Annotated in this window: 8 protein-coding genes; 4 read left to right on the top strand and 4 right to left on the bottom strand. The window is 66.4% G+C overall.

The window, feature by feature from the left end:
- Positions 1-84: 84 nt before the first annotated feature.
- Entirely contained in the window at positions 85-453 is a 369-nt protein-coding gene (locus ACAG25_RS23360) for a heme-binding protein (protein ID WP_370490863.1), read from the bottom strand.
- A gap of 151 nt (positions 454-604) precedes the next feature.
- Between ACAG25_RS23360 and ACAG25_RS23355 the strand changes: the two genes are divergently transcribed.
- From ACAG25_RS23355 to ACAG25_RS23345, 3 genes are all read left to right on the top strand, one after another.
- The gene (locus ACAG25_RS23355) at positions 605-5,119 is read left to right on the top strand and encodes an ATP-dependent helicase (protein WP_370490862.1); all 4,515 of its coding nucleotides are present in this window, start codon (positions 605-607) and stop codon (positions 5,117-5,119) included.
- Positions 5,119-5,871, top strand: a complete 753-nt coding sequence (gene nei2 / locus ACAG25_RS23350; protein ID WP_370490861.1) for an endonuclease VIII Nei2 — start codon at positions 5,119-5,121, stop codon at positions 5,869-5,871. The genes ACAG25_RS23355 and nei2 overlap by 1 nt, the downstream gene beginning before the upstream one ends.
- A gap of 107 nt (positions 5,872-5,978) precedes the next feature.
- Positions 5,979-6,881 (top strand): hypothetical protein, encoded by a 903-nt coding sequence (locus ACAG25_RS23345; RefSeq protein WP_370490893.1) that lies wholly within the window; start codon positions 5,979-5,981, stop codon positions 6,879-6,881.
- A 112-nt stretch (positions 6,882-6,993) separates the two neighbouring features.
- Here ACAG25_RS23345 and ACAG25_RS23340 read toward each other — a convergent pair whose 3' ends face one another.
- The 3 genes from ACAG25_RS23340 to ACAG25_RS23330 form a co-directional block, all read right to left on the bottom strand.
- Entirely contained in the window at positions 6,994-7,419 is a 426-nt protein-coding gene (locus ACAG25_RS23340; protein WP_370490860.1) for a hypothetical protein, read from the bottom strand.
- Between the two features lie 94 nt (positions 7,420-7,513).
- On the bottom strand, positions 7,514-8,614 hold the full coding sequence (locus tag ACAG25_RS23335) for a fatty acid desaturase (RefSeq protein ID WP_370490859.1): 1,101 nt from the start codon (positions 8,612-8,614) through the stop codon (positions 7,514-7,516).
- Between the two features lie 24 nt (positions 8,615-8,638).
- Positions 8,639-9,676 (bottom strand): flavin reductase family protein, encoded by a 1,038-nt coding sequence (locus ACAG25_RS23330; protein ID WP_370490858.1) that lies wholly within the window; start codon positions 9,674-9,676, stop codon positions 8,639-8,641.
- A 333-nt stretch (positions 9,677-10,009) separates the two neighbouring features.
- On the opposite strand from ACAG25_RS23330, the gene ACAG25_RS23325 reads away from it, so the two are divergent.
- On the top strand, positions 10,010-15,227 hold a 5,218-nt coding region (locus ACAG25_RS23325; RefSeq protein ID WP_370490857.1), incomplete at its 3' end, for an Ig-like domain-containing protein.

Here is a 15,227-nt window from a genome sequence, read left to right as displayed (position 1 = left end):
GCTACCACCCGCTGAGTTTATGCCCGTCTACCTGCACAGACGAGGATTTTCTCGAGGCGGTGACCGGGGTGGCGCGCTCAGCTACTAGCTGTGATGGTCACCGTGACCGCCACCGCAGCGGTTCTTGAAGTCCTTGGCCGGCTGACGGATACCCTCCAGGTCGGCCTTCACCTGCGGGTTCGCGTCCAGATACGTCCTCATGGACTCCTTCTTCTGCTCCTTCGGGAGATCCTTCAGCGAGGTGAAGAAATCGTTGACCTGCGGGTTCGCGAGCAGGTAATCGCCCTTGGCGTTCGCGACACCGGACATGACCTTGGCCATGTCACCCGCGGAACAGCCGGGCTGGGCGGGCGGGGCGGGCTGGGCGGACACGGGCGCCGCGACGCCGATGAGCACCGCACCGCAACCGGCGGCCGCCGCCAGGACACCCTTGGCGAAGATCTTGTGAGACACGTATCGCTCCTTTTCGTTCCGTCATGCCCGTCAGGGCAGCTTCTGTTGTCGCATCCGCCATCCTAGGTACCCAAATAATTAGCGGATCAAAGATTCGCGGTTTACGTCGTGGTCCGGAGTGGATGTCAGACCGCGCGGGCACCATGGATGCATGTCTTCGCTGTCGCGATTCGGCGCACTCACGCGCGAGTGGTTCGCGGGTACGTTCGTCGAGCCCACCGCGGCACAGGCCCAAGCCTGGGATGCGATCGCCGACGGCGACAACACCCTGGTCATCGCCCCGACCGGGTCCGGCAAGACGCTGGCCGCGTTCCTGTGGGCCATCGACGGCCTGGCCCGCGAGCCGCGGACCGAACCGTCGACGCGGGTGCTGTACGTCTCGCCGCTCAAGGCTCTGGCCGTCGACGTCGAACGCAACCTGCGCACCCCCCTGACGGGGATCTCGCGGATCGCCGAACGCAACGGCGTCACCCCGCCCGCGATCAGTGTCGGGGTGCGCTCCGGCGACACGACGCCGGCCAAGCGACGCGAGCTGATCAGCAAGCCGCCCGACATCCTGATCACCACCCCGGAGTCCCTGTTCCTCATGCTGACGTCCGCCGCGCGCGACACGTTGTCGGGGGTGCAGACGGTCATCGTCGACGAGGTGCACGCCGTCGCAGCCACCAAACGTGGCGCACACCTGGCGTTGTCTCTGGAACGGCTCGATGCGCTACTGGAGCGGCCCGCCCAGCGCATCGGTCTCTCGGCGACGGTGCGCCCACCCGAGGAGGTCGCCCGGTTCCTGTCCGGGACGACGCCGACGACCATCGTCGCCCCGCCGGCGGCCAAGACCTTCGACCTCGCGGTCCAGGTGCCGGTGCCCGACATGGCCAATCTCGAGAACAACTCGATCTGGCCCGACGTCGAGGAGCGCATCGTCGACCTGATCGAAGCGCACAGCAGCTCGATCGTCTTCGCGAACTCCCGCCGTCTGGCCGAGCGTCTGACGGCGCGGCTCAACGAGATTCACGCCGAACGCACCGGGGTCGAGCTGAGGTCCCACAACCCGACCGTCGCCGGCGGGGCACCGGCGCACCTGATGGGCAGCGGCCAGACCTTCGGTGCCGAACCGGTGCTGGCGCGCGCCCACCACGGCTCGGTCAGCAAGGAGGCCCGCGCCGAGGTCGAAGACGCGCTGAAAAGTGGGCGCCTCAAAGCTGTGGTCGCGACGTCGAGCCTGGAGTTGGGCATCGACATGGGCGCGGTCGATCTGGTGATCCAGGTGGAGACGCCGCCGTCGGTGGCCAGCGGCCTGCAGCGGGTCGGCCGCGCGGGCCACCAGGTCGGCGAGATCAGCCAAGGCGTGCTGCTGCCCAAGCACCGCACCGATCTGATCGGTTGTGCGGTCAGCGTGCAGCGGATGCTGGGTGGCCAGATCGAGACGATGAGAGTTCCGGCCAACCCGCTCGACGTGCTGGCCCAGCACACCGTGGCCGCGTGCGCTCTGGAACCGGTCGACGCGGACGCGTGGTTCGACACCGTGCGGCGGAGTGCGCCGTTCGCGACGCTGCCGCGCAGCGCGTTCGAAGCGACTCTGGATCTGCTGGCAGGCAAGTATCCGTCGACCGACTTCGCCGAGCTGCGGCCCCGCATCGTCTACGACCGCGACAACGGCACGCTCACCGCCCGGCCCGGTGCGCAGCGGCTGGCGGTCACCTCCGGCGGCGCGATCCCCGACCGCGGGATGTTCACCGTTTTCCTGGCCACCGAAACCCCCTCTCGCGTCGGCGAACTCGACGAGGAGATGGTCTACGAGTCCCGGCCCGGCGACGTGATCTCGCTGGGCGCCACCAGTTGGCGGATCACCGAGATCACCCACGACCGGGTGCTGGTGCTCCCCGCCCCCGGCGAACCGGCGCGGCTGCCGTTCTGGCGCGGCGACGGTGTGGGCCGTCCCGCCGAACTGGGAGCAGCGATCGGCGCCTTCACCGGTGAGCTGGCACGGCTGGACCGCCCAGAGTTCGAACAGCGTTGTGAGGAAGTCGGTTTCGACGCGTTCGCGGTGGAGAATCTGTGGCAGCTGATCTCCGAGCAATGTGACGCGACCTCGGCCGTCCCGTCGGACACCACGCTGGTGGTGGAACGCTTCCGCGACGAGCTCGGTGACTGGCGGGTGATCCTGCACTCCCCCTACGGCCTACGGGTGCACGGGCCGCTGGCATTGGCCGTCGGCAAGCGGCTCTACGAGCGCTACGGCATCGACGAGAAGCCGACCGCCTCCGACGACGGCATCATCGTCCGGCTGCCCGACACCGACGATGTGGCACCCGGCGCGGACATCTTCGTCTTCGAGCCCGACGAGATCGAGCCGTTGGTCACCACCGAGGTCAGCAGCTCGGCGCTGTTCGCATCGCGGTTCCGCGAATGCGCCGCTCGCGCACTGCTTCTGCCGCGCCGCAACCCCGGCAAGCGCTCCCCGCTGTGGCACCAGCGGCAGCGGGCTGCGCAGTTGCTCGACGTGGCCAAGGGCTATCCGGACTTCCCGATCGTGCTCGAGGCGGTCCGCGAGTGTCTGCAGGACGTCTACGACGTGCCGATGCTGACTGATCTGATGGCACGGGTGGCGCAGCGCCGGGTCCGGATCCTGGAGGTCGAGACGCCGACTCCGTCACCGTTCGCGGCGTCGCTGCTGTTCGGGTACGTCGGCGCGTTCATGTACGAGGGCGACAGCCCGCTGGCCGAACGGCGCGCCGCGGCACTGGCGTTGGATCCCACCCTGCTGGCCGAGCTACTGGGCCGCGTCGAACTGCGCGAGCTGCTCGACCCCGACGTGATGGCCTCGACCACCCGGCAGCTGCAGCACCTGACCCCGGAGCGCGCGGCGCGCGACGCCGAGGGCGTCGCCGATCTGCTGCGGCTGTTGGGACCGCTCACTCCCGACGAGATTGCGGAGCGCTGCACCGTCGACGATGTCGGCGGCTGGCTCGAGGGGCTGCTGGCCGCCAAGCGGGCACTGCCGGTGTCGTATGCGGGGCTGTCGTGGTGGGCGGCTGTCGAGGACATCGGCCGGTTGCGTGACGGCGTCGGGGTCGCGGTGCCCGTCGGGGTGCCGCTGGCGTTCCTCGAACCGGTTGTCGACCCGCTGGGTGAACTGCTGGCCCGCTACGCCCGCACCCGGGGACCGTTCACGACGGTCGATGCGGCGGCGCGGTTCGGACTCGGGATCCGGGTGGCCGCCGACGTGCTGGGCCGGCTGGCGGCCGACGGCAAGCTGATGCGCGGTGAATTCGCCGACATCGCCGTGGATTCGGGTGAGCAGTGGTGCGACACCGAGGTGCTGCGCATCCTGCGCCGCCGCTCCCTGGCTGCGCTGCGGGCGCAGATCGAGCCGGTCAGCGCCGCAGCGCTGGGTCGCTTCCTGCCGTCCTGGCAGCTCGTCGGCGGTGAGGCCGTGTCCGGGGTGGACGGGTTGGCGTCGGTCATCGACCAGTTGGCCGGGGTGCCGGTGCCGGCGTCGGCGGTCGAGCCGCTGATCTTCGGGCAGCGGGTGCGTGACTATCAGCCCGGCATGCTCGACGAGTTGCTGGCCTCCGGGGAGGTGTTGTGGTCGGGCGTCGGGGCGTTGTCGTCCTCCGACGGTTGGGTGGCGTTTCATCCGGCGGACACCGCTGCGCTGTCGTTGCCGGAGGTCGGAGAGCTGGAATTGACCGAGGTGCACCGCGCGGTGCTGGACGCCTTGAGTGGTGGCGGGGCGTATTTCTTCCGGCAACTGTCGATCGACGGAGTCGGTGCCGAAGCGCTGAAAGCCGCACTGTGGGAACTGATCTGGGCCGGATATGTCGGCGGCGACACATTCGCGCCGGTGCGCGCCCTGCTGGCCGGTACCCGGGCATCGGGTCCGCGCCGCGCGGCCGCCCCGTCGCACCGACACCGACGCGCACCACGACTGAGCCGCTACAGCCTCAGCTCGGCGGGCCTGGGCGCGCACCGCGACACCGACCCGACCGTCGCCGGCCGTTGGTCGCTGCTGCCCCAGCCGGAGACCGATACCACGGTGCGCGCCCACTACCAGGCCGACCAACTGCTGGCGCGCCACGGGGTGTTGACCAAGGGCGCGGTGGCCACCGAGAACATCCCCGGCGGATTCGCCGCGATGTACAAGGTGCTCACCACGATGGAGGAGGCCGGCCGCTGCCAACGGGGTTACTTCGTCGAATCGCTGGGCGGGGCACAATTTGCGACCGCCAGCACGGTGGACCGTTTACGCAGCTACGCCGACAGCATCGACGACGAACAACAGTCCCGCGCAGCGGTCGCCCTCGCAGCCACCGACCCGGCCAACCCGTTCGGCGCCGCGCTGCCGTGGCCCACCCGTGACAGTTCCACCGAAACCGCGCACCGGCCCGGACGCAAAGCGGGCGCGCTCGTCGTCCTCGTCGACGGCGAGTTGGCCTGGTTCGTCGAACGCGGCGGCAAGTCGCTGCTGAGCTTCGCCTCCGAAGCCGAGGTGCACAACGCCGCAGGCGCTGCGCTGGCGGAACTCGTGACGCGGCAACGGGTCCCGGGATTGTTGGTGGAACGGGTCGACGGGGTGCCGGTGCTCGAGCAGCGTGACTCGCTGGTGGCCGAGTCGTTGGTGAATGCCGGGTTCTCCCGCACCCCGCGCGGGCTGCGGTTGCGCTGATGCCCGAAGGCGACACTGTCTTCCGCGCGGCGGCCAAACTGCGGGAGGCACTGGAGGGCAAGACGTTGACCCGCTGCGACATTCGCGTGCCGCGCTTTGCCGCGGTGGACTTGAGCGGCCAGGTGGTCGACGAGGTGCTCAGCCGCGGCAAGCATCTGTTCATCCGAGTCGGCGCGGCCAGCATCCACTCGCATCTGAAGATGGACGGTGCGTGGGTGATCGGTCGGGTACGCGTGCCGTCGTACAAGGTGCGGATCGTGTTGGAGACCGCCGATTCCCGAGCCTCCGGCGTGGATCTCGGTGTGCTCGAGGTGCTGGACCGGGCCACCGACATGCAGGCCGTCGCGCATCTGGGACCGGACCTGCTGGGCCCGGACTGGAACCCAGACGTCGCTGCCGCGAACCTGATGGCCGACCCGTCACGGCCGCTGGCCGAGACGCTGCTCGATCAGCGGGTGATGGCCGGCGTCGGGAACGTCTACGCCAACGAGTTGTGCTTCGTGTTCGGACTGCGGCCGTCGACGGCTGTGGGTGAGGTCGGCGACCCGCTGCGACTGGTGCATCGGGCACAGCAGATGCTGTGGCTCAACCGGCTACGCGTCAACCGCACCACCACCGGCAATACCCGTGGCGGACAGGACATCTGGGTGTACGGACGCGACGACAAACCGTGTCGACGCTGCGGAACTACGATCGAGGGTGACCGCACCGGCGACCGGAACACCTTCTGGTGCCCCACCTGCCAGCGCTAACTTCCCGCCCCCGCCGGAATTGCATTCCAGCAGGCCGTTACTCGCACTTCTCCTGCTTGGATGCAATCTGGGTGAAGATGTCGGACGCGATGCGCACGATCTTCTCCATGGGGGATATCTTCATCGGCACCGAAGCCGTCGCGCAAGGCATCGTCACACGCTATGAACTGCAGCGTTGGCATCGCCCTGTCTTTCCCAACGTGCACGCTCCTCGTGGGGCGACGCTCTGCGCTGAGGACCGTGCACTGGCCGCATGGCTGTGGTCGCGACGACGGGGCATCGTGACGGGTCTCGCCGCGGCCGCGCTGCACGGATCACGCTGGATAAGCAACGACCTCGACGTCGAATTGATCCACAACTGCCCTCGGCCACCTCAGGGTGTCATCGCCCGTAACGAGCGCGTCGCCGAAGACGAATGGGAACTGATCGCCGGGATACCCGTCACCACCCCAACGCGCACCGCGTTGGATCTGGCTCGGTTCCGTCCCCGCTTCGAGGCTCTGGCCCGCCTGGACGCTTTGATGAACGCGCGCCCATACCTCATTGAGAACGCGATCATGCTGGCGAAGCGCTACCGCGGTGCACACGGTGTCGCCCGTGCCAAAGCCGTGCTACCCATGGTTGACGGCGGAGCGGCCTCGCCGCAGGAGAGCTTCTGGAGACTGCTCGTCATCGATGCCGGCTTTCCCACACCCGCCACCCAGATCACCGTCGTCGACGACTTCGGCGCCTACGTGCGCACCCTCGACTTCGGCTGGAAGGACTATCTGGTCGCCTTCGAGTACGACGGTGAACAGCACCAGTCCGACCGCAAGCAATATCTCAAGGATCGGCGCGTGCTACCCATCCTCGCGCGGCTGCGGTGGGACGTTGTCAGCGTCGTCAAAGAGGACGATCCCGTAGTCGTACTGCGGCGACTCGAGCGCTCGATGCGTGCTCGCGGCTGGCACGGCACGATCCAGATCCCGTCGTACGTCCGCTCCCGTTCCCGCGTTCGACGGTCCGCCTAGGTTCCGGGCGCGGTCGGCCCGCCTAGATTGCGGCGCCGACGTTCCGCCCAGCTTGCATTCAGGCAGCGAAAGTGCGAGTAGTGGCCTGCCGGAATGCAATTCCGGCCGGAGACTAGACCGTGCAGTCGACGCCGGCCACGTCGTGGGCGATGACGCACGCCGACGGATTCGACAGCTTCCACGCACCGTCCTGGTTCACCCAGTAGATGTTGTGGGTCTTGGTGCCGAAGAGCGGGATGGTGACCGCGATCTGGGCGTCGAGCTGGTCACCGTTCAGCACAGGGTTCTGCACCTGCCAGTTGACCATGCCGCCGTAGGAGTTCAGCCGGTTGGCGATGTTGTCTGCCGTCGGCACGGCCGCATCGCCGCCCGCTAGCTTGGCTGCCCGCTCGGCGGTCGGGGCACCCGTGTTGAGTACCTGCCGCAACTCCGAGGTCAGCTCGCCCGCGCTCGGCGTCGCCGGCTGAGCCCACGCCATCCCGGCGCCACCCAGAGCACCCGCAGCCATCACAGTCATCGCCGCTAGCGCAGCACGCATGAACATTCCTCCCAAACAGTGGAGCCGACCCTGGGACACCCCATCATGCCGACGCCCGGGCCACAAGACCTACCCCCCGTCTCAGGGGGTCACGTCAGAACGGCAGGGCGAACTTGAAGATCTTGCGCACCACGGTCGCGAACTGTCGCGGCAGGGGCCCGGTGTTGTAGGGCACTCCGTAGCGCTCGCAGATCTCGCGCACCTTGGGTGCGATCTCGGCGTGCCGGAATGCGGGGATGTCCGGGAACAGGTGGTGCTCGATCTGGAATGACAGGTTCCCGGACAGGATGTGGAACAGCTTGCCGCCGGTCAGATTGGCCGAGCCCAGGACCTGGCGGAAGTACCACTGGCCGCGGCTCTCGGCCTTCGTCTCCTCGATCGAGAACTCCTGCACCTCCTCGGGGAAGTGCCCGCAGAAGATGATCATGTACGCCCACACGTTGCGCATCAGGTTCGCGGTCATGTTCCCGGTGAACACCCACGGCGCGAACGGGCCGGCCAGCAGCGGGAAGGCGACATAGTCCTTCAGCGTCTGGCGCTTGGTCTTGTTCCAAATTTCGCGCAGGATGTCGCGCTTGTCGGTCAGCGTGATCTCACCGGCAGCGATCTTCTCGCTCTCCAGTTCGTGCAGCGCCACCCCGTACTGGAACAGCACCATCAACAGGAAGGCATACACCGGGTTGCCGAGGTAGTACGGCCGCCACCGCTGATCAGAGCTCATCCGCAGAATGCCGTAGCCGATGTCGCGGTCGAGGCCGACGATGTTGGTGTAGGTGTGGTGCATGTAGTTGTGCGAGTGGCGCCATTGAGCGGCCGGACACGCGGTGTCCCACTCAAAGCCTCCGCTGGAGATCGCCGGATCACGCATCCAGTCGTACTGGCCGTGCATGACGTTGTGGCCGATCTCCATGTTGTCGATGATCTTGCTCAAGCCCAGCATCAGAGTGCCTGGAAGCCACAGCGGCGGTAGGAAAAGAATTGCCCGGCCACCGATCTCGAGTGTGCGCTGCGCCTTGATCATTCGCCGGATGTAGGTGGCGTCACGCTCACCGAGGTCGGCGATGATGCTCTCTTTGAGAGCATCGAGCTCGCGGCCGAACGCGTCGGCCTGCTCGGGGGTCAGGGTGATTGTCTGGCCCGCGACCGTCTTGGTCAGAGTGCGGGCCTGGGTTTGGGTGATCGACGGTGCAGTCATGATGACTCCGTTCGTTGAGTGGGTTCAGAGGTTGAGGGTGACGTCGCCGACGGGTGCGGAGACGCAGATCTGGACGTCCTCGGCGTCGGGAGCTGACAGCGCGCCGGTGACGACGTTGCGGACGACGCCGCTGGTCTTGCGTCGAGTACAGGAGAAGCAGATCCCCATGCGGCAACCGCTTTCCGGGTTGAGGCCGGCGTCTTCGGCCTGGTTGAGCAGAGGGCGGCCGTCGTCGACGACGCCGATGTCGCTGTCGGCAAAGGTGACTCGACCACCGGATGCTTCGCCGTCGAACACCGGCGGGACGAAGGATTCCGACTGGGCGTGCGGGTATGCGTCGCGGACTGCGTCCACCAACGCTGGTGGTCCGCACACGAAGACGCTGTCGTAGTCACCCATGGACTCGAAGCGCGGCGGCAGGTCGGAACCCGCACGGTCCCGTGTGAAGCCGTGCGAGACTGTGAGATTCGGCATCGTCTTGGCCATAGCGGCCAGCTCCTCGCGGTAGCACGCCTCCCGCGACGAGCGGGCGTAGTGCACGAACACGGTGTCGCCGCCGTGCCGCTGCGTATGCAGCGTGCGCAGCATCGACATCACCGGGGTGATGCCGCTGCCTCCAGAGACGAACAGGACGCGTCCCGGCGCCGCCGGCAGTGTGAAGTCACCGCCGACGGAGTCGAGCCCGACGACCATGCCGGGGCGGGCGTGCTCGAACAGGTGGGTCGAGACCAGGCCGCCCTCATGTCGGCCGATCGTCAGCTCGATGTGCCGTTCGGTGTCGGCGTTGGCCGGCGAGTAGGGCCGGGTGTGACGACGTCCGTCGATCTCGACCGACAGATTGATGTGCTGCCCCGCCCGGAAGCCGTGGAAGGCGCGATTGGGCGTCAAGGTCAGCGTCACGCTGCGCGGCGTCGCGCGTCGCACAGCCACCACGCGAGCCCGGGCATCACCTCGGGTCCAGGTGGGATCGAGCAACTCCGTGTAGCGGTCCACGCCGTGCGGACCGGTCAAAAGGTCCAGCAGGGACGTGCGCCGCATCCGGGTGAGCGTTTCAGTGAACATGTGTACACCGTGCGGGCTTTCAGCTGCATCGTCAAGGGGCCGAAAGGCATGTGTGTGCGTGTTCACACCGGTTCCTGTACCTGTGGCTCACATCATACTCGCAAATTACGGTCCTGCAGTTTCGCAACATGTCCGCAGGTCGTCTGCACATGCGTCTGCCTGTGGTTTTCTGAGCTTTGCCTCAAATATTGACCCTTGCAAAGAAAACTGTGGCGAATTTTACTTCGATGACGTAAATTTTGCGGTGGTAATAGCAGTGGCCGATGGCATCCCAACGGACCGGGGTGTCAGACAGCGACGCGAGAGTGCCGATCCAGCGAAAGGGTGGGTGCGATGTCTGCGGGGGTTCAGGGGTCCGGTCGAGGCGGTGCACGACACCGCAAGACCAGGCGCAACGCGGCGACGCAGGCCGTCTACCCCACGTTCCGCATCGACCCTGCGGCGAAGATGACGTTCGCGACTTCTGGTAGCTACGTCGGCCGCGTCGGGGCCCTGGCGGTCGCCCTCGGCGTCGGCGCCGTGATGACAACCGGGCCCGGGCTCGGCGTGGCTCGCGCAGACACCGGGTCTGAGTCCTCGGACAAGACGTCCTCGGACAAGACCTCGAACGCCAACACCACCCGCGAGACCCCCCGGGACACGACGCCGAGCACGGACGACTCGAACGACCCGGCCGCCATCCCGTCGATCTCTGATTCTCCGACGACGGACACCTCCGACCCCGACGCCACCGAGATCTCGATCGACGAGGACGCACTCGACGACGACGAGAACGCACTCCCCGAAGATGTCGAGGACGACACAATCGGTGACGTCACCGAGGATGTCGCCGAGACAGGTTCCGAGATCGAACCTACCGAAGAGGTGTCCCCCGAGGACACCACCGCGGTGCCCGAGGAACCGACAGGATCAAACGCTCCGGTCGTTCCGGGGGGAGGACCGACCGACGAATCGCTGGAACTCACCACATCGATAGACGACGCGGCAGAGCGCTCCGCGCGTCCCGAACCCGACACGACGGCCTCCGGCCCTGACATCGAGTCCGAGGCTTCCGAAGAGACGACGTCGTCGGAGCCGCTGGTGTTCTCCACCCAGGTGGACCAGGAGCAATCCACCGACACCCACACCTTCCACCACGTCCCGGTCGACCCGCTGACCACGCTCTTCATCGAGATTCCACGAGCGATCGTTGATGCGGTGACGGTGTTCGTGGGAAAGCTCCTCACACCGTTCCTCGCCCCAGGTCCGATCGACCCCGCGCAACCACCGCTGCTCTGGGTGGTGCTGGGCTGGATCCGCAACGAGATCAACCGGACCTTCTTCAATCGGTCGCCGGTCATCAAACGGCAGGAGGTGACGCTGGTCCCGGGGTCGGGCGAGGCGAACGATCCGATTGCCTTCGATGCGCACGACAGCGACGGCGACAAGATCACCTACCTGGTACCCGGCCGCGGCCAAGCCGGCGGGCCCCTGCACGGCACGGTGACAGTCGACCAGAAGACAGGCACCTTCACCTACACCCCCGATGAGGGTTTCACCGGCACCGATCAGTTCACCGTCGAGGTCACCGACAAGCACGGCCGTCCCCACTTCCACGGCCTGCTGAGCAAGATCGGGTGGCACCACCACTACAACAGCCGTGCCACGGTGACGGTGAGCGTCGGCACCAGCGCCACCGCGGGGCCCGTAGCCAAACCCGACACCTTCACCACCCCTGAGGACTCCCCGCTGTCGGGCAACGTCCTGACCAACGACAGTGGCCGCGACGGGGCTTCCCTCTCGGCGACGTTGGAGACCGGCCCCAAGCACGGCTCCGTGGTGATCGAGGCCGACGGTTCATTCACCTACACGCCGGGCCTCAACTTCAACGGCGTCGATTCGTTCACCTACACCGCGGACGACGGCTCTGCCACGAGCAGCCCTGCAATCGTGACGATTTCGGTTACCCCGGTCAACGACGCACCCGTCGGCGTCGACGACACCTACACCGTCGACGAAGACGGCACGTTGACGATCACTGTCCGCGACGGCGTGTTGGCCAATGACAGTGACGTCGAGGGTTCGCCCCTGACCGCGGTGTTGGTGGACGGGCCCTCCAACGGTGTCGTGGTCCTGAACCCCGACGGATCCTTTGTGTATCGACCCCATGAGAACTTCAACGGGACCGACACATTCACCTACATCGCCTCAGATGGCGAGCTGTCGAGCGCACCGGTGATCGCCACGATCAGCGTCACTGCGATCAACGACGCGCCGGTGGGTGAGGCCGTCACGGTAGTCACCGATGAAGACCAGCCCGTCAGCGGCAACGTGATCGACCGGATCACCGACGTCGACGGCGATCCGGTGACCGTCATCGCCGACCACATCAGCGACGCCTTCGGCGATTTCGTCATCGGCGAGGACGGCAATTTCACCTTCACCCCCGCGGCCGATGTCTCCGGTCAGGCGGCCTACACGTACACCTTCGCCGACGGCCAGGGCGGGCTTGGTACCGCGCAAATATCGGTGACTATCAACCCGGTCAACGATGCCCCCATCGCAGAGGACAGCACCGTCGCGGTTGACGAGGACGGTGTCGCCTCGGGCACGATCAACGTGCGCGACGCCGACGGCGATCCCGTGACCATCGTCGTGAGCAGCGGTCCGACCAACGGTGAGCTGGTCCTGAACCCGGACAGAACGTTCACCTACACGCCGGGCCTCAACTTCAACGGTGAAGATTCGTTCGAGTACACCGTCTCCGACGGAGTGAGCTCTTTTACGGGCACGGTGACCATCAGCATCGCCGCGGTCAACGATCCGGTCGTGGCCATCGATGACACCAACACCGGCACCGAAGACCAGGGTGCGGTGTCCGGCAACGTGCTGACCAACGACCGTGACCACAACGTCGACGGCACCGACGAGGTTCTCACCGTCACCCCCGTCGTGGGCGGCACCACCGCCAACGGTGGTAGCTACACCATCGATGAGGCTGGCAACTACACCTATGTGGCCGCGCCCGACTTCAACGGTGAAGACAGCTTCACCTACACCGTCTCCGACGGCGAGAGCTCTTCGACGGGCACGGTGACCATCTCGATCGCCGCGGTCAACGATCCGGTCGTGGCCATCGATGACACCAACACCGGCACCGAGGACGGCGCCCCGGTCACCGGCAACGTGCTGACAAATGATCGCGACCAGAATGTCGATGGCACCGACGAGACCCTGACCGCTATCCCGGTGGCTAGCGGAACGACTGCCACCGGTGGAACGTATTCGGTTGATGCCGAGGGCAACTACATCTACACGCCGGGCCTCAACTTCAACGGCGAAGACAGCTTCACCTACGAGGTCTCCGACGGCGCCACCACCGCCACCGGCACCGTGACCATCACCATTGCCGCGGTCAACGACCCGGTCGTGGCGATCGATGACACCAACACCGGCACCGAAGACCAGGGCCCGGTCACCGGCAACGTCCTGGACAACGACCGCGACCAGAACGTCGACGGCACCGACGAGGTTCTGACCGTCACCCCCGTCGCGAGTGGCACCACCACCAACGGCGGCAGCTACACCATCGATGAAGCCGGCAACTACACCTACGCCCCCGGCCTCAACTTCAACGGCGAAGACACCTTCACCTACGAGGTCTCCGACGGCACCACCACCGCCACCGGCACGGTGACCATCTCGATCGCCGCCGTGAACGATCCGGTCGTCGCGATCGACGACACCAACACCGGCACCGAAGACGGCGCCCCGGTCACCGGCAACGTCCTGGACAACGACCGCGACCAGAACGTCGACGGCCAAGACGAAACCCTCACCGTCACCCCTGTCGCGGGCGGCACCACCACCAACGGCGGCAGCTACACCATCGATGAGGCCGGCAACTACAGCTATGTGGCCGCGCCCGACTTCAACGGTGAAGACAGCTTCACTTACACCGTCTCCGACGGAGTGAGCTCTTCGACGGGCACCGTCACCATCTCGATCGCCGCGGCCAACGACCCGGTCGTCGCCATCGACGACACCAACACCGGCACCGAAGACAGCGCCCCCGTCACCGGCAACGTCCTGGACAACGACCGCGACCAGAACGTCGACGGCACCGACGAAACCCTCACCGTCACACCGGTCGCCAGTGGCACCACCACCAACGGCGGCAGCTACACCATCGATGAGGCCGGCAACTACACCTATGTGGCCGCGCCCGACTTCAACGGCACCGACTCGTTCGAGTACACGGTCTCCGACGGTGCCACCACCGCCACCGGCACGGTGACCATCTCGATCGCCGCTGTCAACGACCCGGTCGTAGCGATCGACGACATCAACACCGGCACCGAAGACGGTGCCCCGGTCACCGGCAACGTGCTGACCAACGACCGCGACCAGAACGTCGACGGCACCGACGAAACCCTCACCGTCACCCAGATCAGCGGCACCACCACCAACGGCGGCACCTACACCATCGACGCCGAAGGCAACTACACCTACACCCCAGCCACAAACTTCAATGGCGACGACACTTTCACCTACACCGTCTCCGACGGAGCGAGCTTCTCGACCGGCACGGTCACGATCAGCATCGCCGCGATTGACGATCCGATCACCGCGGTCGACGACATCGCTGTTGGTGTTGAAGATGCTGGCGCGGTCACCGGCAACGTGCTGACCAACGACCGCGACCAGAACGTCGACGGACCCGACGAGATCCTGGTCGTCAGCCCGGTCAGCGGCGTCACCGCCAATGGTGGCTCGTATTCCATTGATGCGCACGGCAACTACACCTACACCCCGGGCCTCAACTTCAACGGTGAAGACAGCTTCACCTACACCGTCTCCGACGGAGTGAGCTCTTCGACGGGCACGGTGACCATCAGCATCGCCGCGGTCAACGACCCGGTCGTTGCGATCGACGACACCAACACCGGCACCGAAGACGACGCCCCGGTCACCGGCAACGTCCTGGACAACGACCGTGACCAGAACGTCGACGGCCAAGACGAAACCCTCACGGTCACACCGGTCGCGGGCGGCACCACCGCCAACGGTGGAACGTATTCCCTTGACGCCGAGGGCAACTACACCTACACCCCCGGCCTCAACTTCAACGGCACTGATTCGTTCGAATACACCGTCTCCGACGGGACCACTACCGCCACGGGTACGGTGACGATCTCGATCGCCGCCGTGAACGATCCGGTCGTCGCGATCGACGACACGAACACCGGCACCGAAGACGGCGCCCCGGTCACCGGCAACGTGCTGACCAATGACCGCGACCAGAATGTCGACGGCACCGACGAAACCCTCACCGTCACACCAGTCGTGAGTGGCACCACCACCAACGGCGGCACGTATTCCCTGGACGCCGAGGGCAACTACACCTACACCCCCGGCCTCAACTTCAACGGCATCGACTCGTTCGAATACACCGTCTCCGACGGAGTGAGCTCTTCGACCGGCACCGTCACGATCAGCATCGCCGCGGTCAACGACCCGGTCGTTGCGATCGACGACACCAACACCGGCACCGAAGACGACGCCCCGGTGA

The organism is Mycobacterium sp. pV006 (genome assembly GCF_041287115.1).
Lineage (GTDB): Bacteria > Actinomycetota > Actinomycetes > Mycobacteriales > Mycobacteriaceae > Mycobacterium.
The sequence above is the reverse complement of the archived record's forward strand: the minus strand, read 5'-3'. Positions and strand labels throughout refer to the sequence as shown.

Bases quoted from the DNA above. Each gene is read 5' to 3' on its own strand.
- nei2 (WP_370490861.1), top strand. From the start codon at position 5,119: ATGCCCGAAGGCGACACTGTCTTCCGCGCGGCGGCCAAACTGCGGGAG.
- ACAG25_RS23345 (WP_370490893.1), top strand. From the start codon at position 5,979: ATGGGGGATATCTTCATCGGCACCGAAGCCGTCGCGCAAGGCATCGTC.
- ACAG25_RS23355 (WP_370490862.1), top strand. From the start codon at position 605: ATGTCTTCGCTGTCGCGATTCGGCGCACTCACGCGCGAGTGGTTCGCG.
- ACAG25_RS23330 (WP_370490858.1), bottom strand. From the start codon at position 9,676: ATGTTCACTGAAACGCTCACCCGGATGCGGCGCACGTCCCTGCTGGAC.
- ACAG25_RS23340 (WP_370490860.1), bottom strand. From the start codon at position 7,419: ATGCGTGCTGCGCTAGCGGCGATGACTGTGATGGCTGCGGGTGCTCTG.
- ACAG25_RS23335 (WP_370490859.1), bottom strand. From the start codon at position 8,614: ATGACTGCACCGTCGATCACCCAAACCCAGGCCCGCACTCTGACCAAG.